We start from the raw sequence: 22,640 nt of genomic DNA on the forward strand, positions 1-22,640 counted from the left end.
AAAACAGAGCAAGTCAGACACAGGGATAGAGAGGGAGAGCATAGCATGAATCAATCATCAGGAAATAAGCCGGTTATCCATGTCAGGATGTTCGGCGGTTTCACCATTACAATGGATGAAAAGGCCATGAGCGACAGCGATAACCGGTCCAGGAAAGCCTGGAGCCTGCTGAGCTATCTGATTATTAAGCGCAGGGGGGATGTGAGCATCAATGAGCTGTTCCATGCCATCTGGCAGGACGGTGTTCAGGATAATCCCTACGGCGCCCTTAAAACCCTGGTTTTCCGGGTGAGGAAGATGCTGGAGGCAGCCGGCTTCCCGTCCCAGGATTTGATTCTGAGCCAGAAGGGGGCCTATATGTGGAACCCGGCCTGGGAAACGGAAGTGGACACAGACCGGTTTGAAATCCTGTGCCGCAGAATCCTGGACCCGGAAGGGGACGGGGAGAGGGACGGGGAGAACCGGTGGGACGCCTGCCTGGAGGCATTTGGGCTGTACAGGGGCATTTTCCTGCCAAAGTCAGCCGAAGAGAGCTGGGTAGGCCCCATGGCCGCCTATTACCACACATTATATCAGAAGCTGGTCATTCATATGGCGGAAAAACTGATTCAGGATGAGGATTATGTTCAGGTGGAGGAAATCTGCCGGAAGGCCATTGACATTGACCGGTTTGTGGAGGATTTCCACTATTACTGGATATATGCTGCTTATGGCCAGGGTGAACAGGAGACTGCGCTGTCACGGTATAAGGCCACCACGGATATGTTTTACCGGGAACGTCTGATGACGCCTTCAGAGCATTTTAAGGAGTTATACAAGGTTATCAGCAGCAGCGAGCAGGAGGTTGTGACTGACCTGGATGCGATTCAGGAGACCCTGGGCACTGGCGGCGCCGGAGAGGGACACGGGGCGTACCAGTGTGAATACGCTGTGTTCAAGCGCCTGGTTCAGCTGGAGCGCAGGGGTGTGGAGCGCAGCGGTGATTCCGTGTACCTGTGCCTTTTGACCGTGGGAGACAGGAGGGGACGCACCCTTAAGCCGGAAATCCAGGCAAGGGCCATGGAACGCCTGCGGGCGTCCATCCAGAAATCCCTTCGCTCCAGCGACGTATATGCGCGTTACAGTGTCAGCCAGTTTATCCTGCTTCTGTCCTCAGCTACCTTTGAGAACAGTGAGATGGTCATGAACCGGATTTTGTCCGCCTTCAATAAATCCTACGTGCGCAAGGACGTGGCGGTGAACTACAGCCTTGACGTGCTGAAACCCTGAATATCCGGGGCTGTGACCGGAATATATGAAATATCACGGCAGTAATACAGCTGTTCGGAACAGCTGCACATTCATTACATACAGCGAGGTCAGACTATGAAAATAAAAAATGCGCTTTTGCTGCTGCTTACAGCCTCCATATGGGGCGTTGCCTTTGTGGCGCAGAGCGTTGGAATGGATTATGTGGGGCCATTTACATTTAACTGCGTCAGATGCCTTATGGGCGGTGTTGTCCTTCTTCCCTGCATATGGTTCTTTGACAGGAAGAATAAGAGGAAGGAACAGGTCCCGGTCATACCCGGGGCCAGGAAGACACTGATTACGGGAGGCATACTCTGCGGCGTGGCCCTTTGCCTGGCCAGCAACTTCCAGCAGTTTGGAATCCAGTACACCACAGTGGGTAAGGCCGGATTTATAACCGCCTGCTACATTGTCATTGTCCCTGTACTGGGGCTTTTATTGGGTAAGAAATGCAGCCCCGTGGTTGCCGGGGCAGTGGTCCTGTCCCTGGCCGGCCTGTACATGCTGTGCATGAACGGGGGAGAATTGTCAGTGAACAAAGGGGACCTTCTCATGCTGGTATGCGCCTTTCTCTTTGCCCTGCATATTATGGTTATCGATTTCTTTTCCCCTGTTGTGGACGGGGTAAAGATGTCCTGCATCCAGTTTTTTGTCAGCGGCATTCTCTCAGGCGCAGCCATGCTGGTCTGTGAGACGCCTGACATGAGCCAGATTATAGCCGCATGGGCGCCCCTTCTCTACGCAGGCATCATGTCCTGCGGCGTGGCCTACACCCTGCAGATTGTGGGACAGAAGGGCATGAACCCCACGGTTGCTTCCCTGATTCTGAGTCTGGAATCCAGTATTTCTGTCCTGGCGGGATGGGTGATTTTAGGGCAGAAGCTGTCTTCCAGGGAGATACTGGGATGCGCCCTTATGTTTGGCGCTATCATACTGGCCCAGATTCCGGTGGGACGCCGCAGGGAGGCATCCCTGAATACAGAGGGCAGCTGACGGGAATTCTGTCGCATCCTGGCGAAGGGCGGCGAGAATATCCGGTTGCCAATTGAATCAAATTAGGTTAAGATTATAAAAGCCTGTCCGGCAGACAGGCTTTTAAGAAAGAATGGACTTTAGTTATGGGACAAGCAGAGGAGTATTTGGACCGCATTCCCATGTGGACCAGGAAAAAGAATTCATTGGAGGATGTCAGGCAGTTTTTGGATTACCTGGGAAACCCCGACCGGGACAGACCTGCGATTCATGTGGCTGGAACCAATGGCAAGGGGTCTGTGTGCGCATTCCTTACATCTATACTGAGGGAAGCCGGTTACAGCACCGGTACCTTTATCTCGCCTCATCTGGTGGAGGTGCGTGAACGTTTCCTGATTAATGGAAGGATGGTGGACCAGGAAAGCTTTGAAGCGGCTTTTGAGACGGTCCTTGAGGCCAGCAAAAAGCTTGCAGGCCAGGGACTCTGCCATCCCACTTTTTTTGAATTCCTGTTTTATATGGCCATGGTCCTGTTCCGGATGCACGATGTGGATGTGATGATTCTGGAAACAGGAATGGGCGGCAGGCTGGATACCACCAATGTGCTGGAACACCCTGCGGCCTGTGTGATTACCTCCATCAGCATGGACCATACCAAGTATCTGGGGGACACCCTGGCCAAGATTGCAGGGGAAAAGGCCGGCATTATCAAAACCGGGGTCCCTCTTATATTTGATAACGGACAGCCGGAGGTATCCACCATACTGGAGGGCTTTGCCTTCCGCAAGGGTGCAGCCCGATATCCGGTGGGCCGGGAGGATTTCTATGTGGAGGAGATAGGCGAAAAGGGCTTGTCCATCAGTGCAAGAATGAAGGACGGCAGATGCCTGGAACTGGAGATTCCCTTTGAAGCGTTTTATCAGGCGGAAAATGCTATGCTGGCCGTCCGCACTCTGGATGTATTGCGCCATCCCGGAGAATGTCCCAGGACAGGCTGCAGGATGCCGGGCCATGGTCCCTGCATCTGCCCGGACGGTATGGAATGGGGAATAACGGACCGGCATATTGCTGCTGGTCTGAAGAATACGTTCTGGCCCGGACGGATGGAACAGGTGCGGCCGGGAATCTATCTGGACGGCGCCCATAATCCCGGAGGGATTGAGGCCTTCATACAGACGGCCTGGGAGATATCAGACAGACAGGGAAAGAAGCCGTGGCTGCTGTTTGCCGCTGTTTCGGACAAGGATTATGAGCGTATGGCGGAACAGCTGTGCAAAGAGATGATTTGGGAAGCAGTCGGCGTGGTCCACATGAACAGCGACAGAGGACTGGCTGCCAAAGAACTGGCCAGGGTATTCCGCACATATACGTCCAGGCCTGTGTACTCATACGGGGACACCGGGAGCGCTGTTAAGGATATGACGGAGAAAAGCCGGGAAGGACTATTGTTCTGTGCCGGTTCCCTGTATCTCATCGGTGAGATTAAGGCAGTGCTGGAGCAGCAGTCCTGACAAGATAGGAGTGAAATACATGATTGATTTTGAAGAGGAGATTGAGCGTTTTAAACCAAGCCTGGATGTGGAAGAGGTGGAGGACGCCATTGTTAAAAGCGATTTGACAGATATGACGGACATCATGATGGAACTGATAAAAGAAAGAGGCGAGCGGGACCTGTGAATACAGACTATGCAAGAAAGAACCAGCAGATAGCCAACAGCTTCTACAACCTGGGCCTGGAAAAGGCCAGGATACGGGATTTGTCCGGCGCGGCCCAGTGCCTGAAGAAAAGCCTGCATTTTAATAAGTATCAGACAGATGCCAGGAATCTGCTGGGATTGATATACTATGAGAACGGGGAAGTGGCCGATGCACTGGTACAGTGGGTCATCAGCCTGAACCTGCAGCCGGAGGATAATCTGGCGGACCATTATCTGGATGAGATTCAGAGAAAGCCGGGGCAGCTGGAGATGGAGAGCCAGAATGTAAAGACATTCAACCAGGCGCTCTGGCATGCACAAAACGGCAGCGATGATTTGGCCATACTCCAGCTGGCCAGGGTGGTGGAGTCCAATCCCCACTTTGTGAAGGCCCATCTCCTTCTGGCCCTGTTATACATGGCCAGGGAGGATTACAATAAGGCCGGCCGTTCCCTGTATAAAATTCTTCAGATTGACAAGAGCAACCAGAAGGCCCTGTACTACATGTCCATTGTAAAGCAGAACACAGGCAGGGCGGATGCAGAGAAGCGCAAGATGGTGAAAGCATTTTCCCATCGTAAGATGGAGGATGACGATGTCATCATCCCTAATACTTATAAGGAAACCACAGGCATTTCCACTGTGTTCCACATCATCATTGGACTGGTTCTCGGCATTATGGCTTTTTATTTCCTCATTCTGCCTGCCAGAACAAGGGACCTTAACAGCATCCACGACAACAACCTGAAATCCTATATGCAGAAGCTCAACAATGCAAATCAGCAGTACGATATCCTGAAGGCGGATTACGATGAGCTGGATGCCCACACAAAGGAGATTCAGGCCCGTCTGGACGAGCTGACCACAGGCAACACCAGCGTCATAGCCCAGTACCAGGGATTGATTTGGATTCTCCAGGACTACAGGAGCGGTGATTTGGTGGCGGCGGCCAAGGCATATGCCGGAGCCAGCTTTGATTTGATTGAGGACGAAAATATTCAGGCCATTGTGGAAAATATCCGTCAGGATATGACGGCAAATATTTACCAGAGCCTGGTGGACAGGGGACTTCAGCTGTGGAATGCAGGCAATAAGACAGAGGCCATGGACTATTTCCAGGCCAGCCTGACCATAAGGCCGGATAATCCGGAAGCCCTGTTCTATGTGGGGCGTCTGTACCAGGATGCCGGCGACACGGATAATGCCAATTCCATGTTTGACAAAGTGGTCAATGAATTCCCGGATTCCGACTATGTGGACCGGGCAAGGAATGCCAGGGGTTATTAATTTAAACGGTTTTTCAGGAAAGATACTACAGAAGATAAGATATAAGTCTTTTGTGGTATCTTTTTTTGTATTTTATAAGCGCTGAGAAAGGAGTATGGAGGGATGGAACAGACAACGTTTACGTATGAGGCCAGGGAGCAGATGCTGGTGATTCACCTTCCGGGGGAGCTGGACCACCATAACTGCAGGAATTTGAAACGGGATACGGACCTGCTTCTGGCAGAGAACTACATCAACAGGATTGTATTTGATTTTACACACACATCATTTATGGATTCATCCGGCATCGGGGTGCTTTTAAACCGTTATAAGCAGATGGCAGCCAGCCGGGGAACCGTGGCCTATTACGGGGCAGGGCCTCAGGTCAGGCGGATACTGGAGATGGGCGGGGTAAGCCGCCTAATCAAGGGCTATGAAGACAGGGAATCAGCAATAAAGGGATGAAAAAGATGGAGGATAAGAAAATGGAGACAAACAGAGAACATATGAGGCTGGAGATGGAGAGCCTTTCCCGGAATGAGGAATTTGCCAGGGTGGTGACAGCCGTGTTCATGAGCAGGCTGGACCCCACCCTGGAGGAGGTGGATGATGTGAAGACAGCTGTATCCGAGGCAGTGACCAATGCAGTCATACATGGCTACAAGGGCGGGCAGGGTACCATATATCTGGACCTGACTGCAGATATGGAGGAACACACCCTGACCGTGGCAGTGAAGGACTGCGGTGTGGGCATAGCGGATGTGAAACAGGCCATGGAGCCCATGTTTACCACGGACCCGGAGGGAGAGCGCTCCGGCATGGGATTTTCCTTTATGGAGGCGTTCATGGACCAGGTAGAGGTGGAGTCTGAACCAAATCATGGCACATTGGTGACAATGAAGAAATTCATCGGCAGGTGACGGCGATGGATGAGACCATGAAATTAATCAATATGGCTCACGAAGGGGATAAAGCGGCAAGGGACCGGCTGGTCATGGACAATGTGGGGCTTATATGGAGCATTGTCAGGCGGTTCTCCGGCCGGGGGTATGAGATGGAGGACCTGTTCCAGATTGGAAGCATCGGACTGATTAAGGCCATCGACAAATTTGACACTGGATTTGATGTGAAATTTTCCACCTATGCAGTGCCCATGATTACAGGGGAAATCAAGCGTTTCCTCAGGGACGACGGCATGATTAAGGTCAGCCGCTCCATCAAGGAACTGGGGGTTAAGGTCAGGGCTGCCAGGGAGGAAATGACGTACAGTCTGGGAAGAGAGCCCACCATTGAGGAAATTGCAGGCAGGCTGGGGACCAGCCGTGAGGAGGTGGCCGCATCCCTGGAGGCTGCTGCGGAGGTGGAGTCGCTGTACCGCCCTGCGGACAGCGGGGATGAGAATTCCACCTATCTCATGGACCGTCTGGCCCAGGACAACAATGACCATGAGGATTTGTTAAACCGAATGGTTTTAAAGGATTTGATGGAGGGACTTGAGGAAGAGCAGAGGGAAATTATACTGCGCAGATATTTTTACAATGAGACCCAGACCCAGATTGCGGGGGAGCTTGGCATTTCCCAGGTACAGGTGTCCCGGCTGGAAAAACGTATATTGAAAGAAATGAGGAAAAAACTGTAAACAAAAGCCGCAAGGTATAAAAAGTTCCATGGAAGTTATACTAGATACCAGAAACCAATTAACATTTTTGAAAAGGATGTGATTCTTATGGGTTTTGGTAAACGAGTATGTGAACTGCTTGCAGTCATAGCCTCCCTTCTCCTGATAGGGGTCCTGATATGGTATCTGTCCTCAGGTTTCGGAGACAGGGGATATGAAAAGGAAGGGACGCTGGTGTGGGAGGAGATGGATGAGCCTTCCATGGAAGAGGAAGTTTGTCCGGCCTTTGTGACTGACCCTGTGTCCATGATGTACGGACAGCAGGAAATCCAAAGGAGCGGAAAAGGTCTATGAACCATACAGTCTATTTAAAACTAAGTCAAATCACGGAGCTGACCCACAAGGACGTTGTCCTGAAGGACGTTGCCCAGGTTTACTGCGACGACCAGAATGTGATGAACAAATGCAATGCCATGAAGGTCATGACCGTGAAGGTGGATGCCAAGCGCCGCTATATAGTAAGCGCCCTGGACGTAATCAACAAGCTGAAACAGCTGGACTCCACCATTGATGTAAACAACGTGGGGGAGGCGGATTTCATCATTGCCTACAAGCCGCCTTCCCCGCCTGCTTACGTCTGGCAGTGGACCAAGACCGTATTTGTCTGCCTGGTGTGTTTTTTCGGCGCCGCATTTGCCATCATGACCTTTAACAATGATGTCAGTGTTACCGATGTGTTCAGCGAGGTGTACAGGCTGGTTATGGGTTATGAATCCGGCGGTTTCACCGTGCTTGAGGTAAGCTATTCCGTGGGTCTGGCTGTGGGCATCATCGGTTTTTTCAATCACTTTGCAGCCATAAAACTGAATACGGACCCCACGCCGTTAGAGGTGGAAATGCGCCTTTATGAGGACAATATCAGTAAGACCCTGATTGCCAATGACGGCAGAAAGGAGTCAAAAATTGATATTACTTAAAAAATGTCTGCTGGCGTTCTTCGGTCTGTGCGCCGGCGGCATCATTGCAGCCGGCGTATATGCGTTCCTGGCCATCATAGGCGTGTTTGTGCGCCTCATGGGAAAGACAGGCACCAGGAAGCATATTTTTCTGTATGAGACAGTTATTATTCTGGGCGGTGTCCTGGGAAATATACTGGATATTTATGAGTTTCCCATTTATATGGGGCCTTATCTGGGCACCCTTTTCATATGTGTATTCGGACTGTCCGTAGGGATTTTCGTGGGCTGTCTGGTCATGTCCCTGGCGGAAACCCTGAAAGCCCTTCCGGTTATCAGCAGGAGGATTCATCTGGCTGTGGGACTGCAGTATATTATATTTGCCCTGGCAGCAGGGAAGATGGCAGGAGCCCTGGTCTATTTCTGGAACCGTATGGCTTCCCTTGGATGACGAGGCCAAAGAGGGCGAGGCCAAAGAGGATGAACCTAAGAGGATGAGCCAAAAAGGTTTAGGGCTGTCCGCAGCCGGATTTTGAGAGGAGTAAACAAATGGAGATTGATAAGAAAAAGTATGAGGAGTACGTGAAACAGGTGACTCCCACCCACAGCCTGGCAAAAAACATGGCAGCGGCCTTCCTGGTAGGCGGAATCATCTGTGTGCTGGGGCAGTTTGCCCTGAATTTCATGATGAACAACATGGGCATGGACCAGGAGACAGCGGCGGCCTGGACTCTGCTGGTATTGATTCTGCTGAGCATCCTGCTGACCGGATTCAATATATATCCAAAGATTGTGAAATTCGGGGGTGCAGGAGCCCTGGTGCCCATTACCGGGTTTGCCAATTCCGTGGTGGCTCCGGCCATAGAGTTCCATGCGGAGGGCGAGGTGTTCGGCGTGGGCTGTAAGATATTTACCATTGCAGGGCCGGTTATTTTGTATGGGATTTTGACCAGCTGGGTGCTGGGGCTGATTTACTGGGTTGGAATTGCAGCGGGGATTTTTTAAATCTAAAAGAAGGTGTGGAAAGAGCAGAGTAATAAGAGGAGGTATCCGCTTATTATTCTGTTTTTTCGTAATATAAAGTTGGGGCAGCCTTTTTGTGTAAATAGAGAATGAATCATCAGATATGACCGTAGAAAATGGACTGGAAAAAATTCCCTGGTCCATTTTCCATTTTATGGGGACAGACAGTTGACTTTTTATAGGTTCTCTGATATCCTATACGGGTTAGCGCAGGCTAACATTAAACGGAGGAGGGTTCGCATTGAAGTACATATGGATTAACCCGGTGGCAGAGAACATGTATCACAGAGAGGCATTGGCGTGTTTCCTGAAAAAGCACGGATTTGTGCAGGTACGGTGCAATACAGACTGGGGAGCTGTTGTTAAGGGAAAGTACAAGTCCCAGATAGAAGCGGGCCGGGGGACGGTGGCGGATATGCGGTGCCCCATGGCAGGCAGGATGGCGGCGGATTACCGGCAGAGGCGGGGAGCCGGGAAACAGGTAGACGGGGAACGGGGAGCCGGGCAGCGGGGAGACAGCCTTGTGATACCGGATATTGAACCAATCCTGATTCACTGTGCCAGGGAAATCAGCGGGAGAAGGGACCTGGAAGACGGACTGAAAATCATAACCACGCCCTGCCGGGCGCTGGCGGATGCAGGCAATGCCTTAAAGCTTAAAGACACAAGATTCCTGACCTGGAACGGGCTTTTGCGGGAACTGGGTAAAACCGTGGCAGATGCCTGGGCGGAATGCGCTGCTTATGGGAAGGCGGCTGTACCGGAAGGCGCTACACGATGCCTGAGGGCCAGCCCTATTCCGCCTGGTTTTTTTGAGGATTTGGAGACAGATACAATCAGTTTGACCGGAGAAGAAACCATAAGACAATACCTTGAAAAGGAATCCTGGAAGCAGGTCAGGCTGGTGGAGATGCTCTACTGTGATATGGGATGCCACAATGGTGATGGAGTGATGGCAGATGAAGAATAGGTGGAACAGGTCAATGGCCCCCCTGATTGGAATAGGGGCAATTCTGCTTATATGGTACGGGGTCTGCCGGGCGGATATGTTCAGCGCCTATGTACTGCCGCCTCCCTCCGGGGTGTTCCGGAGTTTTTATAAAATGGCTGTGAACGGTGAGCTGTGGAAGGATATTTTTATCAGCTTTGTCAGAGTCGCAAAGGGATTTTCCATTGCTTTTGTGCTGGCCTTTGGTCTGGGGATGGTACGGATTCTGCTGCCGGGAACCAGCGGATATTATGAGTATGTGGTGCAGTTTTTCAGGAATGTACCGCCTCTGGCCATGATTCCGCTGCTGATTCTGTGGTGCGGGATTGGGGAGACAACCAAGACAGTTATCATTGTTCTGGCATCCTTTTTCCCCATGTATCTGAATATTGTAAAGGGATTTACGGGGTGTGATAAAAAGCTTTTGGAAGTGGGGGAAATGTTCGGATATTCATCAGGAAGGAAGTTTCTGAGGATTGTACTGCCGTACGCTGCATCCGATATACTGGTGGGAATGCGTATCGGCCTTGGATACAGCTGGCGGGCCATCATCGGAGCTGAGATGGTGGCTGCTTCCACGGGCCTGGGACATATGATTCTGTTTGCCCAGCAGATGTCCAGGACAGACAAGGTCATTGTGGGAATTCTGACCATTGGCGCGGTGGGATACGTGACGGACCGTCTGTTCGGTTTTGCAATCAGTAAAATGTTGAAAGGAACCTGTGACAATGGCTGGGATTAAGCTGAAGTACATTTATAAGGAGTATAGGGTGGAGGACAGGCCTGTCCAGGTGCTGAGAGGTATCAGCCTGGATATACCGGAGGACCACATTACAGTTATTCTGGGCAGGAGCGGGTGCGGAAAAACCACCCTTCTGCGGCTTACAGGAGGACTGGAGAAGGCTGACAGCGGGGAGATACAGTATGAGGGCTGCCACAGGACCGCCTATGTATTTCAGGAACCCAGGCTGATGCCCTGGCTCACTGTGTGGGATAATGTGACCTTTGGGCTCAGGAAGAAGGAGCAGGACAGGGATACTATAAGAGATATTATAAATACCGTAGGATTGGAAGGGTTTGAAAAGGCATATCCGTCCCAGCTGTCAGGAGGGATGCAGCAGCGGGCAGCCATAGCCAGGGCGCTGGCATACCGCCCGTCCTTCATTATGATGGACGAGCCCTTTGCAGCCCTGGATTATTTTACCAGGGAACAGATGCAGAAAGAGCTTTTGCGGGTCCGGCAGAAACTGAGGTGCAGCATCCTGTTTGTGACCCACAGTATCGATGAGGCGCTGCTTCTGGGACACAGGATTGTGGTCATTGAAAACGGACTTGTCAAGACCCAGGTGCAGGTACCGGAGACGGCAGGGGACAGGAACCTGATGGATGATATGTTCATCTCCCTGAAGCGGCGTATTATTGAGAGTCTGAACGCAGGGGACTGGGAACTGGAGCTATATAGCAGGAATAGACAGACATAAAAAGACAGAATAAGGAGAAATGAAATGAGAAAATTTATAGCATTAGGGCTGGCCCTGTGCATCGGGGCATCCGCCCTTACCGGCTGCGGCAAGGCATCGGCAGGAGCAGCGGAGGCAGATGCCCGGCAGGATGCCCTGGAAGATACACAGTCAGGAGGAAACAAGGCTTCCTCCGGTCTGGACAAGCTGGCGCTCACTTATGTTACCTCGCCGCTCAACGTTCCTACCATCATTGAGCGGGACCAAAATATATTTGCAGATGCATTCAGGGACATGGGTATTTCCCTGGAATATGCGGAAATCAATTCAGGAGCCGACCAGACACAGGCGCTGGCATCCGGGGACGTGCAGATTCTTTATGGGGTGGGAGCAACCTCTGTTATCCTGTCTGCTGCCAACGGGGCGGATATCAAGGTGCTGAACATGTACAGCAGGTCCCCAAAGGCATTCTGCATGTACTCTGCAGATGACAGCCTGACTACCCCGGAGAGTCTTAAGGGAAAGACCATTGGGGGACCGGCAGGGACGAATCTCCATGAGCTTTTAGTATCGTATCTTGCTGCTGGAGGGCTGACCATGGATGATGTGAATTACGTGAATATGTCCATTGCAGATGCCAAGGCGGCCCTGGACGGCGGCAGCGTGGATATAGCCCTGATTGCAGGAGCAGCCGCTTATCAGGCAAAGGAGCAGGGGTATCACATGGTGGCTGATGGGGAGGGACTCATGAAAGCTATGATTGCCGTGGCTGTCAGAGATGATTTTTATAACGAAAATCAGGATGTGATAGACCGCTTTATGGAAGCCCAGAACCGCGCTGCCGCATTTATGAAAGACAATCAGGAGCAGGCCCTTCAGATTGCAGCCAGGGCACTGGATTTGGATGAAGAGGCAGTAAAGGAGATGTATGCCTTCTATGATTTTTCCATGGATGTCACGGATGAGGATAAGGAAGGATTCCAAAAAACAGCTGATTTCATGCTGGAGTCAGGCATGATAGAGGAAGAACTGGATGTGGATGGTTTGTTCTTATAAGCTTGAGCGTAAACGGTATTACGATTTTGGTTGATATAACAAAGGTAACATCCATTCCGGATAATATTCCGGAGGATGCAAAAGAAATGGCCTACAGCAGCAAAAAACAGGGACACGTCTGTCATTTGACGGCGGTGTCCCGTTTTGTTCTGTTCTTCTGTTTCACTGGTTTTCTGCCATTTTTATGGCTGTAGTGTTTTTATTACCATCTTCATCACTTCATCTTCGGCTTAAATATAAGGGATGCCAGGTAGCCAAACACCAGGGCGCCGCATATTCCCGCGGAGCTGGCCGTGAGTCCGCCCTTAAAAATACCCAGAATGCCGTCCTCTCCGATACCTTCCTTCACGCCCTTCCAGAGGGTGTTTCCAAAGCCCAGAAGAGGCACGGTTGCGCCTGCTCCCGCCCACTTTGCAAAAGGTTCATAGAGCCCTATGGCACCCAGTATGGCGCCGCTGACCACCAGGGTGACCATGACCCGTCCCGGCATCATCTTGGTCTTTTCCAGCAGAATCTGGACCAGGGCGCAGATAATACCTCCCACGATAAATGCTTTTATATAGTCCATGTCATTTCCTCCTTAACTGTCTATATGTTCAATGACGACCGCATGGGCAATGCCCGGTATGCTCTGTCCTTCATTGAAGCTTACCGAGGACAGAAGGGCTCCGGTGGGAACAAATAAAACCCGTTTCCAGGTGCCGTCCTGTACCTTGGGGAGGATGTAGGAGCACAGGGTAACGGCGGAACAGCCGCATCCGCTACCGCCCGAATGGGTGTCCTGCTGTTCCTTGTCATAAATCTCCATACCGCAGTCCATGTGAAGCTGGCTTAAATCCCTTCCCTTATTCTTCATGAACTCCAGCAGGATGGTCCTTCCCACCTCGCCCAAATCACCGGTAATGATTTTGTCATACCAGGTCTCATTGACCTGGAAGTCCTCCAGGTTCTGTTCAATGGTATGGAATGCAGCCGGGGCCATGGCAGCTCCCATATTCATGGAATCCTTGGCCCCCATGTCCACCATACGCCCGGTTGTGATGCCTGCGATGCGGGCCATTCCGTCTTTCCGGTTGCCTGCCAGAACAACCGCGCCGCAGCCCGTAACAGTCCATGTGGCTGACGGCGGCCTCTGGTTCCCATAAGCCAACGGAAAACGGAACTGCTTTTCCGCCGTGGCAAAATGGCTGGATGCCATGGACATGACCTGGTCCGCATATCCTGCATTGACTGCCATGGCTCCCAGTCCCAATGCCTCTCCCATGGTGGAGCAGGCCCCATAAAGGCCAAAAAGAGGAATCTCCAAATCCACGGTTCCAAAGGACGTTGCTATGAGCTGTCCCAGCAGGTCGCCTGCAAACAGGTAACGCAGCTCACCCTTTCGTATGCCGCCCTTCTCAATGACCAGATCTGCAGTTTTCTTCTGCATGGTGCTCTCAGCCTGTTCCCAATTATCCATACCAAACATATCGTCCAGTTCCACCTCGTCGAACAGGCTTCCCAGAGGACCTTCCCCCTCTTTTTTTCCAACGACGGAGCCGGCACTTATAATGACCGGGGGATGTTCAAATTCAATACTTGCCTTGCCTTTCATCTGTCCCATTTCATGCACTCTCCTTCCTGTAACAGGATGTAATAGTTACAGTATCCCTCGTTTCCGGAAAAATACTCAAAAATAAATAAACCGGAAAAGCTGGATTATTTGCTTTTCCGGTTCATATAAATTTCATTTTAAATTTCAATTATCCGGGACCAATCCTAGTAAGGACGGTTCCCCGGCCCAAACCCTTCCGTGGTTTCCGGCGAGGTCTGGTATCCCGGACCGATGGGTGTCACGGTGGGCCCGGTATTTCCAAAATCATCCGTATTGGGCGGTATGATGGTGGATGCGTCGGAGTGGATGGTGCAGTAGCCCGGGATGGCAAATACGGAATCATCCGTTGCGCCTTCCTCGCCCTCCGGCAGGGTCATGCATACCCTGGTGGTCTTTGTGGGGCAGTATGGGGTGGGGCGCATACCTGACTCAGCGCATACGGTAACCTCCACATGCTTGTCACAGACCTCTGTGGGAGCGGTTCCCTTTGCAAAATATTCGGTGTACACAGCATTGCCTCTGGGGTCGTGGTTGCAGACGCCGGAGACAGCCCGTTTACCGGATTTGCGGCAGATTTCCGCAGTCTCAATGCTGTCAGGCACTGCAAAGCCCGGATCCGGCATGCCTTCGTGGACACGGTTCATGATGTTGCGCCAGATGTCCTTGTGGAAGGTCGTTCCGCCGTTGTTCACGCCGCCGTGCTTTAGCTTCTGGTTGTTGTCGCATCCGCCCCATATGCCTGCGGTGTAATACGGCGTGTAGCCCACGAACCATACGTCGTTGTTGTTGGAGGTGGTGCCGCTCTTGCCGGCAGCCGTCATGCCTGTCAGGGCTGCGCGGGTGCTGGTGGAGTTGATGGACACGCCGGGGCGTGTGAATTTGCGGTTGCTCTTCATGGATTCCGACATTGCGTCCGTTAAGAGGAAGGCGGTGGAATCCTTCAGCACCTGCTTTGTCTCAGGTTCATTGTCTATCAGTACCTTTCCGTTGTGGTCCAGTATCTTTGTAAAGAAGCGGGGCTTTGTGTACACGCCGCCGTTGGCAATGGACGCATAGGCCGTGGTCAGTTCCAGATTGGAAACGCCCTTTGTTATGCCGCCCAGGGCAGTGGCTGCTCCCAGGTCATCCTTTGTGAGGGAGGTGATGCCCATGTTCTCTGCATACTCCACGCCAAGCTGGGGCGTGACTGTCTCCATGAGGCAGCGCACAGCCACAATGTTCATGGAGTAGATGATGCCGTCGCGGATGCTGGAGTAACCGGTAAAGCCATAGCCGGAGTTCCACCAGTTCCTGAAGCTTTTGGTTCCGATGGTATAGGGCGCGTCGTAGTAGACCGTGCCCAGAGTGGCGCCGCAGGCGTCCAGGGCCGGTGCAAAGGCTGTGATAACCTTAAATGCAGAACCCGGCTGGCGGTATACGTTGCTGGCCCGGTTCAGGGTCAGACTGGCCTTCTTTTCGCCGCGGCCGCCGCACAGGGCCTTGACTTCCCCTGTGTGCTGGTCCAGAAGCACAAAGGATGCCTGGGGCTGCAGAATCAGGTTCTGGCGCTCGCCGATGATTTCGTCGCCGTCCTTTAAAAGCCATGCCTTGTACTGGTCAATGTCGTCCTGGACCGCTTCCTTGGAGGCGTAGAGTCCCTCGAAGGAGGAATCTCCCAGCACGCTCTTGCGGAAGGTGCGCAGGCTGTCTTCTGAATAGTGCTCCGTGGTACCGTCCCCATGGGTAATGGAAAGCCTGTACTCCACCGAATACTTGGCCACGGAATAGTTGTCCGGGTTATTGATTTCCTCGTCCACAATGGCCTGTAGGGCCGGGTCCTGGGTGGTATAAATCTGGAGTCCGCCGGAGTAGAGGAGATTGCTGGCCTGGCTTTCCGTGTAGTCCAGCTTTTCCATCAGGGAATTGATGACCTGCTCTATCAGCTCGTCCGTAAAATAGCTGTAATGGGTATTGGTCCCCTTGGTGGCCGTATCCACGTTCTGTATCCTGTCGTATACATCATCGGCCAGGGCCTCCTCCTGTTGGGCCTTGGTGATATAATCCTGCTCATACATATACTGGAGTACGATTCTGCGGCGTTCCGCATTGTTTTCGCGTCCTGATATGGGGTTGAGTTTGGAAGGGTTCTTGGTGATGGATGCAAGCACGGTGCACTCTGAGAGGGTCAGGTCGGAGACATCCTTATTAAAATAGCGCTTGGCAGCAACCTTTACTCCCAGGGTATTGTTGCCCAGGTTGATGGTGTTGAGATAGTTGGTGATAATCAGCTTCTTGGTATCTTCCTTGCTCATTCCTGAGTTCTTTTCCAGCTGCACGGCAAGGTACTGTTCCTGGAGTTTACGCTCAATCCTGGCTCCCCAGCCGGATTCCATACCGCCGGAGAACACATTGTTCTTGATGAGCTGCTGTGTTATGGTGCTTCCGCCGCCTGCATAATCGTCGCTGACAATTCCCTTTACAGCCCTGGCAATGGAACGGATGTCAATGCCGTTGTGAGTCCAGAAACGGGAATCCTCAATAGCTACAAATGCATTAATCAAATCCTTTGGAAGCTCCTCGTAGGTGGCTTCCTCCCGGTTGGAACCGCTGGTGACCAGGGTATCTGTCAGGTTCCCGGCAGCGTCATATACCGTGGTGGCAAAACGGCTGGGCTGAATATTTAGAATATCAACGGAAGGGGCATTGTCTATAATGCCTTTAACCATACCGAAACCGATGGATGCACCCACTACTGCCAGAAACAAAAACAGGACAAAAAGCGCCTTAAATATATTAAGGAGCAGCCGTGAAGCGTATTTGCCTGATTTAGAGTGGAGAGACTTAAGCCTGCGCTCAGCCTCGTACTTTCCATAGTTCATAGATTCTCCTTTTCGTACATAATCTGAATGGAATCCGCCCCCCTGCGGACCCTCATACCTATCCTGTAGATTATACACCAGTTTTGTAAAATTGAAAAGGTTTAAATATGCCCTTGCCATCGCCTGCTATCTATATTATGATAAAAATCAGGTAAAAAATGTCGAAGGGTGGGGATGAGAACCCACAAATAACCGTAAAGGAGCCGTAAAAGTGGTAGAGAGTTGCAAAATCCTGTACAAGGGAGGCACAGGGGAGCTGGTGGAGAAGAAGTCCCGCTTCCTGGCGGACCTGCGCCCGGTGTCCTCAGAGGAGGAGGCCCTGGCATTCATAGAGGAAATCAGAAAGAAATACTGGGATGCAAGGCATCACTGCTTTGCCTATATCATCGGGGACAGGGGACAGAACGCCCGGTGCAGCGACGACGGGGAGCCGTCCCAGACAGCCGGGAAACCCATGATGGACGTACTGGCAGGCGAGGAGCTTCACGATGTGTGCGCTGTGGTGACGCGGTATTTCGGAGGCACGCTTCTTGGCACTGGCGGTCTGGTGCGGGCTTATTCCGGCGCGTTAAAGGAAGGACTTAAGAACTGCGTTATTCTGGAGAAAAAACTGGCTGTCCGCCTGGAGGTCACCACGGATTACAACGGGGTGGGAAAGATTCAGTATATTGCTGCCCAGGCAGGAATCGATACCCTGGATACGCAGTACACGGATAAGGCTGTGTTCACCTTCCTGGTACCTATAGCGGAGGAGGGACGTTTCACGGCCCAGATTACGGAGGGAACGGCCGGAAAGGCCATCATACGGAGAGAAGATGAGGTATACTACGGTCTGGGTGACAGCGGACTGGTGGTGTTTTAGGAAAATGGCGCATTTGGATAAACCATGCTTTTAGAATAAGCGTGTTTTGGAAAGAATAGGAGGAATAGATGATGGAAATGAAAAAGCTGGGATTTGGAACCATGAGGCTTCCTTTGCTGAATCAGGAGGACCCTGCATCGGTGGACCTGGAGCAGGTATGCCGGATGGTGGATACCTTTATGGAAAGGGGATTTACCTATTTTGATACGGCTTACATGTACCACAAGTATGAGAGTGAGCGTGTTGTGAAAAAGGCCCTGGTGGATCGCTGGCCCAGGGACAGCTATGTGCTGGCGGATAAGCTGCCCCTCAGCCATCTGAAGGAGGAGGCGGACATGGAGCGCTTTTTCCGGGAGCAGCTGGAAAAGTGCGGCGTTGGCTATTTTGACTACTACCTGCTTCACAACATGTCCAGGACGTATTATGAGACAGCTGAGCGGCTGGGGGCGTTTGATTTCGCACGCAGAAAACAGCAGGAGGGAAAGGCGGTCAGAATCGGATTTTCCTTCCATTCGGATGCTGAGCTTCTGGAGGAGATACTGGAGAAACATCCCGAGATGGAGTTTGTGCAGCTGCAGCTTAATTACATAGACTGGGACAGCCCTGACATACAGTCCCGTCAGTGCTACGAGGTGTGCCGCAGATACGGGAAGGACGTCATTGTCATGGAACCGGTTAAGGGCGGGACCCTGGCGGATGTGCCCCGGGAGGCCGGAGCACTGATGGAGGCCCATGCTCCGGGTATGACCCCTGCATCCTGGGCAGTCCGGTTTGCTGCCAGCAGGGAGGGGGTTATCATGGTGCTGTCGGGCATGTCGGATTACAGCCAGCTCCTGGACAATACGGCTTACATGCAGGATTTCGTTCCCCTGACTGAGGAGGAGGAGCGGATTGTGGCCAGGGCTGCGGACATTATCCAGTCCGCCACAGCCATAGCCTGTACCGCATGCCAGTACTGTGTGGAAGGATGTCCGAAGCAGATTCCCATACCCAGGTATTTTTCCCTTTATAACCAGTACAGTCTTTTTGGTGAGAAGTCCAATTCCAGGGGCTATTACCAGAATTATGCGGCCAGATACGGGACAGCAGGCGACTGCATCGGCTGCCGCAGGTGTGAGGCCATATGTCCCCAGCATCTGCCCATTGCACGGCATATGAAGGAAATAGCAGAGGTGTTTGAGCCGGCTAAATAGGGCGCCGGATAAAGGAAAATCAACGGGAATAAGCGGAAATGGTGCAAAATCCCTTGCAATCTGTACACACCAATGCTATACTATAAAACCGTGGCTGTAGACGTATATAATAAGGAAGAGTAATCACTATGAAGATGAAAAGAGAAGATGTAAGAAATATCGCTATCATTGCCCATGTAGACCATGGTAAAACCACATTAGTAGACCAGCTGCTTAGGCAGAGCGGCGTGTTCCGCGTAAACCAGGAGGTTCAGGAGCGTGTAATGGACTCCAATGACCTGGAGCGTGAGAGAGGAATCACCATCCTGTCCAAGAACACGGCTGTATTTTATAAAGACACAAAAATCAACATCATCGATACCCCCGGACACGCTGACTTCGGCGGCGAGGTAGAGCGTGTGCTCAAGATGGTGGACGGCGTGGTACTGGTAGTGGATGCCTATGAAGGACCCATGCCCCAGACAAAGTTCGTGCTTCAGAAAGCGCTGGATTTGAATCTGTCCGTCATCGTGTGCATCAACAAGATTGACAGGCCCGAGGCCAGGCCGGCGGATGTCATTGACGAGACGCTGGAGCTGATGATGGACCTGGATGCCACGGATGAGCAGCTGGACTGCCCCTTTGTCTATGCATCGGCCAGGGCCGGATTTGCAAAATACAAGATTGAGGACCCGGAAGAGGACATGAGTCCCCTGTTTGAAACCATTATAAACCATATCCCGGCGCCGGAGGGAGATCCGGACGCAGAGACCCAGGTACTCATAAGCACCATTGACTACAATGAGTTCGTAGGCCGGATTGGCATCGGACGTGTGGACAACGGAGGACTTAAGGTGAACCAGGAGTGCGTTCTGGTAAACCACCACGAGCCGGATAAATTCAGGAAAATCAAGATAGGAAAGCTCTATGAGTTTGATGGACTTAAGAGGGTGGAGGTGCAGGAGGCCGGCATTGGTTCCATCGTTGCCATCTCCGGTATTGCGGATATCCATATCGGCGATACCATATGCACCCCTAATAACCCGGAGTCCATTCCCTTCCAGAAGATATCCGAGCCCACCATTGCCATGTACTTCATGGTCAATGACAGCCCGCTGGCAGGCCAGGAGGGCAAGTATATCACATCCCGCCATCTGCGCGACCGTTTATTCAGGGAGCTGAACACAGACGTGAGCCTGAGGGTGGAGGAAACGGATTCCGCGGACTGCTTCAAGGTGTCGGGCCGCGGTGAGCTTCACCTGTCCGTACTGATTGAAAATATGCGCCGTGAGGGCTTTGAGTTTGCTGTCAGCAAGGCGGAGGTGCTCTATAAGTACGATGAGAGGAACCGCAAGCTGGAGCCAATGGAGCTGGCTTATGTGGATGTGCCTGAGGAATACACCGGCGTTGTTATCCAGAAGCTGACCAGCCGCAAGGGCGCCCTTCAGGGTATGAGCCAGGCAGCAGGCGGCTATTCCAGGCTGGAATTTTCCATCCCCTCCAGAGGACTTATCGGTTACCGCGGTGACTTTATGACCGATACAAAGGGAAATGGTATCCTGAACACCATTTTTGACGGCTACTCAGAGTACAAGGGCGATTTGTTCTACCGTCAGACCGGCTCCCTCATTGCCTTTGAGGCAGGCGAGGCCATTACCTACGGCCTTTTCAATGCCCAGGAAAGAGGCACCCTGTTTATCGGACCGGGCGTCAAGGTGTACTCCGGCATGGTGGTTGGACAGAGCCCTAAGGCAGAGGACATTGAAATCAATGTCTGCAAGACAAAGAAGCTGACCAACACCCGTTCCTCCAGTGCTGACGAGGCGCTTAAGCTGACACCGCCTAAAATCATGAGCCTGGAGCAGGCCCTGGACTTCATTGATACGGATGAGCTTCTGGAGGTAACTCCGGAGAGCCTGCGCATCCGCAAGAAGATACTGGACCCAACCCTGCGCAAGAGGGCTTCTTTCAAGAACAAATAGATAAAAATCGACATTTTGTAAGTGAAATGGCGAATCCTGTCGAACGATTCTGGCGGGATTCGCCTTATTTTTTGTTCTATTATGGCATTTCCCCTCATAAACTATCAATGTGCCGTACAAAAGCAAGAGAATAAAAGGATGAAACAAGTAAAACGGCAGAATGAGAAATATTTAGAAGCGAAGAGGAGATGTACTATGTCAGAAAAAATGATTGAAAACAACAGGGTAAGCGTTATCGGAGAAATCGTGTCGGGATTTACCTTCAGCCATGAAGTCTTCGGAGAAGGATTTTATATGGTGGATGTGGCTGTCAACAGGCTCAGCGAGCAGGCGGACATCATTCCCCTGATGATATCCGAGCGCCTTATAGACGTACATAAAGACTATTCAGGCTGTACCGTGGAATCCTTGGGCCAGTTCCGTTCCTACAACCGGCATGAGGGAATCAAGAACCGGCTGATGCTGTCCATCTTTGTAAGGGAAATTCATTTTATTGAGGAATTCACGGATTACACCAAGACCAATCAGATATTCCTGGACGGCTATATCTGCAAGCCGCCTATTTACAGAAAAACTCCTCTTGGCAGGGAAATCGCAGACATACTTCTGGCTGTGAACCGCCCCTACGGCAAGTCGGATTACATACCCTGCATCAGCTGGGGACGCAACGCGCGTTTTGCATCCAGCTTCGAGGTGGGCACCAGGGTAAGAGTGTGGGGCCGCGTGCAGAGCCGCGAGTACACCAAAAAACTCAGCGAGACAGAGTGCGAGAAGCGCATTGCATATGAGGTTTCCATCAGCAAGCTGGAATGTGACGAGGCTTGAACTGACCAGGCTGCAGACGCTGCTATCTAACAAATCCTTTTGAATATCTTTCGAAAAATGTAAGAAATATTTGCAATATTGGCTAAACTATGCTATTATGAGCAAGTCCAATTGTTCTTAAGACAAAGCAAGTAAAGCATGAGGTGCAAGATGATGAAAGAGAGCATGATACAGGTTATCTGCGGACCGGGACGGGGCAAGACCACCAGTGCCATTGGCAGGGGGCTGACTGCGCTGACCAAGGGAAAGTGCGTCTATATGGTGCAGTTCCTTAAAGGCGCCCTGGATGTAGATAACATGGAAATCATACAGCGTCTGGAACCGGAATTTAAGATATTCAGATTTGAGAAAACCCCTGTTTTCTTTGACCGGCTGACGGAGGAAGAGAAGGCAGAGGCAAGAATCTGTATCCTGAACGGCCTGAATTTTGCCAGGAAGGTTCTGGTGACAGGGGAGTGTGATGTGCTTATCCTGGATGAGATTCTGGGAATCCTGGATGAGGGTGTGATATCAGGCGAGGAGCTGTGCGCCATCATAGCCCAGGCCAGGAATGGGCAGATACAGTTAATCCTTACAGGGACCATATATCCGGAGTGCCTGGATGGCCATGTGGATGAGGTCACAAGGATACAGACAAGATATGAGTGATTTCCTGTTGACAGACTGTTGGCAGGGTGATAATATAATACCAACAATCATAGAGTAGAGGTTGCGTTAATCATGAGTAGGTAAGCCGGATGTGGCAGGCACAGGCGATGGCTTAGGGAAAGGGAGAGACGCCGAAGAGGAAGCGTTCCTTGTTTACGCCCCCTCTGGGCATATGGTTAAGAGCCGTATGACTGTCATCCGGGTGGATGGAGAGCTACCAAAGAACGTGGATTTGACACTGGAATCATACGTATATGGAAGGGCTGACATTTACCTCAGCCCTTTTTTGTTTCTTGGGAAAGTACGTCCGGGTTTCATTTTCTATGGGGAAAAGCACACTGTGATTGAATCAAGAGAAAAGGAGAGAATATAG

At 51.7% G+C, this 22,640-nt stretch carries 24 protein-coding genes and 1 riboswitch; of the genes, 21 read left to right on the plus strand and 3 right to left on the minus strand.

Annotated features, from left to right (window positions below; genetic code table 11):
* Positions 1 to 45: 45 nt before the first annotated feature.
* The 16 genes from I2H39_RS12545 (at position 46) to I2H39_RS12620 (ending at position 12,326) form a co-directional block, all read left to right on the plus strand.
* The gene (locus I2H39_RS12545) at positions 46 to 1,269 is read left to right on the plus strand and encodes a BTAD domain-containing putative transcriptional regulator (protein WP_195626618.1); all 1,224 of its coding nucleotides are present in this window, start codon (positions 46 to 48) and stop codon (positions 1,267 to 1,269) included.
* A gap of 96 nt (positions 1,270 to 1,365) precedes the next feature.
* Entirely contained in the window at positions 1,366 to 2,283 is a 918-nt protein-coding gene (locus I2H39_RS12550; protein ID WP_195626619.1) for a DMT family transporter, read from the plus strand.
* A 125-nt stretch (positions 2,284 to 2,408) separates the two neighbouring features.
* The gene (locus I2H39_RS12555) at positions 2,409 to 3,773 is read left to right on the plus strand and encodes a folylpolyglutamate synthase/dihydrofolate synthase family protein (RefSeq protein WP_195626620.1); all 1,365 of its coding nucleotides are present in this window, start codon (positions 2,409 to 2,411) and stop codon (positions 3,771 to 3,773) included.
* Positions 3,774 to 3,792: 19 nt separating this feature from the next.
* The gene (locus I2H39_RS12560) at positions 3,793 to 3,939 is read left to right on the plus strand and encodes a hypothetical protein (protein ID WP_002567353.1); all 147 of its coding nucleotides are present in this window, start codon (positions 3,793 to 3,795) and stop codon (positions 3,937 to 3,939) included.
* A complete protein-coding gene (locus I2H39_RS12565; RefSeq protein ID WP_138311380.1) occupies positions 3,936 to 5,246 on the plus strand; it encodes a tetratricopeptide repeat protein in 1,311 nt (436 codons plus the stop codon). Before I2H39_RS12560 ends, I2H39_RS12565 begins: the two co-directional genes overlap by 4 nt.
* A gap of 102 nt (positions 5,247 to 5,348) precedes the next feature.
* The gene (locus I2H39_RS12570) at positions 5,349 to 5,690 is read left to right on the plus strand and encodes an anti-sigma factor antagonist (protein ID WP_002567355.1); all 342 of its coding nucleotides are present in this window, start codon (positions 5,349 to 5,351) and stop codon (positions 5,688 to 5,690) included.
* Positions 5,691 to 5,710: 20 nt separating this feature from the next.
* A complete protein-coding gene (gene spoIIAB, locus I2H39_RS12575; protein ID WP_138311381.1) occupies positions 5,711 to 6,145 on the plus strand; it encodes an anti-sigma F factor in 435 nt (144 codons plus the stop codon).
* A 5-nt stretch (positions 6,146 to 6,150) separates the two neighbouring features.
* Entirely contained in the window at positions 6,151 to 6,864 is a 714-nt protein-coding gene (sigF, locus tag I2H39_RS12580) for an RNA polymerase sporulation sigma factor SigF (RefSeq protein ID WP_207740028.1), read from the plus strand.
* An 87-nt stretch (positions 6,865 to 6,951) separates the two neighbouring features.
* Positions 6,952 to 7,197, plus strand: coding sequence for a hypothetical protein (locus tag I2H39_RS12585; RefSeq protein ID WP_138311383.1), 246 nt, complete (start codon positions 6,952 to 6,954; stop codon positions 7,195 to 7,197).
* A complete protein-coding gene (locus I2H39_RS12590) occupies positions 7,194 to 7,820 on the plus strand; it encodes a stage V sporulation protein AA (protein ID WP_138311384.1) in 627 nt (208 codons plus the stop codon). The genes I2H39_RS12585 and I2H39_RS12590 overlap by 4 nt, the downstream gene beginning before the upstream one ends.
* Positions 7,810 to 8,250 (plus strand): stage V sporulation protein AB, encoded by a 441-nt coding sequence (locus I2H39_RS12595; RefSeq protein WP_347563899.1) that lies wholly within the window; start codon positions 7,810 to 7,812, stop codon positions 8,248 to 8,250. The genes I2H39_RS12590 and I2H39_RS12595 overlap by 11 nt, the downstream gene beginning before the upstream one ends.
* Positions 8,251 to 8,348: 98 nt before the next feature.
* A complete protein-coding gene (locus I2H39_RS12600) occupies positions 8,349 to 8,804 on the plus strand; it encodes a SpoVA/SpoVAEb family sporulation membrane protein (RefSeq protein WP_195626621.1) in 456 nt (151 codons plus the stop codon).
* 259 nt (positions 8,805 to 9,063) lie between these two features.
* Complete coding sequence (locus I2H39_RS12605; protein ID WP_195626622.1) at positions 9,064 to 9,792, plus strand: hypothetical protein; 729 nt, start codon at positions 9,064 to 9,066, stop codon at positions 9,790 to 9,792.
* The gene (locus I2H39_RS12610) at positions 9,782 to 10,552 is read left to right on the plus strand and encodes an ABC transporter permease (RefSeq protein WP_195626623.1); all 771 of its coding nucleotides are present in this window, start codon (positions 9,782 to 9,784) and stop codon (positions 10,550 to 10,552) included. Before I2H39_RS12605 ends, I2H39_RS12610 begins: the two co-directional genes overlap by 11 nt.
* On the plus strand, positions 10,539 to 11,291 hold the full coding sequence (locus I2H39_RS12615) for an ABC transporter ATP-binding protein (protein ID WP_138311389.1): 753 nt from the start codon (positions 10,539 to 10,541) through the stop codon (positions 11,289 to 11,291). The genes I2H39_RS12610 and I2H39_RS12615 overlap by 14 nt, the downstream gene beginning before the upstream one ends.
* 24 nt (positions 11,292 to 11,315) lie before the next feature.
* On the plus strand, positions 11,316 to 12,326 hold the full coding sequence (locus I2H39_RS12620; protein WP_138311390.1) for an NrtA/SsuA/CpmA family ABC transporter substrate-binding protein: 1,011 nt from the start codon (positions 11,316 to 11,318) through the stop codon (positions 12,324 to 12,326).
* A 214-nt stretch (positions 12,327 to 12,540) separates the two neighbouring features.
* On the opposite strand, the gene spoVAE is transcribed toward I2H39_RS12620, so the two are convergent.
* From spoVAE to I2H39_RS12635, 3 genes are all read right to left on the minus strand, one after another.
* Positions 12,541 to 12,894, minus strand: coding sequence for a stage V sporulation protein AE (spoVAE, locus tag I2H39_RS12625; RefSeq protein ID WP_138311391.1), 354 nt, complete (start codon positions 12,892 to 12,894; stop codon positions 12,541 to 12,543).
* A gap of 12 nt (positions 12,895 to 12,906) precedes the next feature.
* Entirely contained in the window at positions 12,907 to 13,929 is a 1,023-nt protein-coding gene (spoVAD, locus tag I2H39_RS12630; RefSeq protein WP_138311392.1) for a stage V sporulation protein AD, read from the minus strand.
* Positions 13,930 to 14,084: 155 nt separating this feature from the next.
* On the minus strand, positions 14,085 to 16,778 hold the full coding sequence (locus I2H39_RS12635) for a transglycosylase domain-containing protein (protein ID WP_138311393.1): 2,694 nt from the start codon (positions 16,776 to 16,778) through the stop codon (positions 14,085 to 14,087).
* Positions 16,779 to 16,989: 211 nt separating this feature from the next.
* On the opposite strand from I2H39_RS12635, the gene I2H39_RS12640 reads away from it, so the two are divergent.
* The 5 genes from I2H39_RS12640 to I2H39_RS12660 all read left to right on the plus strand — a co-directional run bounded on the left by I2H39_RS12640 (position 16,990) and on the right by I2H39_RS12660 (position 22,267).
* Complete coding sequence (locus tag I2H39_RS12640) at positions 16,990 to 17,640, plus strand: YigZ family protein (RefSeq protein WP_195626624.1); 651 nt, start codon at positions 16,990 to 16,992, stop codon at positions 17,638 to 17,640.
* Positions 17,641 to 17,711: 71 nt separating this feature from the next.
* Positions 17,712 to 18,833, plus strand: a complete 1,122-nt coding sequence (locus tag I2H39_RS12645) for an aldo/keto reductase (protein WP_195626681.1) — start codon at positions 17,712 to 17,714, stop codon at positions 18,831 to 18,833.
* A 128-nt stretch (positions 18,834 to 18,961) separates the two neighbouring features.
* Positions 18,962 to 20,794, plus strand: a complete 1,833-nt coding sequence (gene typA, locus I2H39_RS12650; RefSeq protein WP_138311395.1) for a translational GTPase TypA — start codon at positions 18,962 to 18,964, stop codon at positions 20,792 to 20,794.
* Positions 20,795 to 20,989: 195 nt separating this feature from the next.
* Complete coding sequence (locus I2H39_RS12655) at positions 20,990 to 21,619, plus strand: single-stranded DNA-binding protein (protein WP_138311396.1); 630 nt, start codon at positions 20,990 to 20,992, stop codon at positions 21,617 to 21,619.
* A gap of 150 nt (positions 21,620 to 21,769) precedes the next feature.
* Complete coding sequence (locus I2H39_RS12660) at positions 21,770 to 22,267, plus strand: cob(I)yrinic acid a,c-diamide adenosyltransferase (protein ID WP_138311397.1); 498 nt, start codon at positions 21,770 to 21,772, stop codon at positions 22,265 to 22,267.
* Positions 22,268 to 22,314: 47 nt separating this feature from the next.
* Positions 22,315 to 22,492, plus strand: a riboswitch (Lysine riboswitch).
* The last annotated feature ends 148 nt before the right edge of the window (positions 22,493 to 22,640 follow it).

Source organism: Clostridium sp. 1001283B150225_161107_B6, assembly GCF_015556325.1.
Taxonomy (GTDB): Bacteria; Bacillota; Clostridia; order Lachnospirales; family Lachnospiraceae; genus Enterocloster.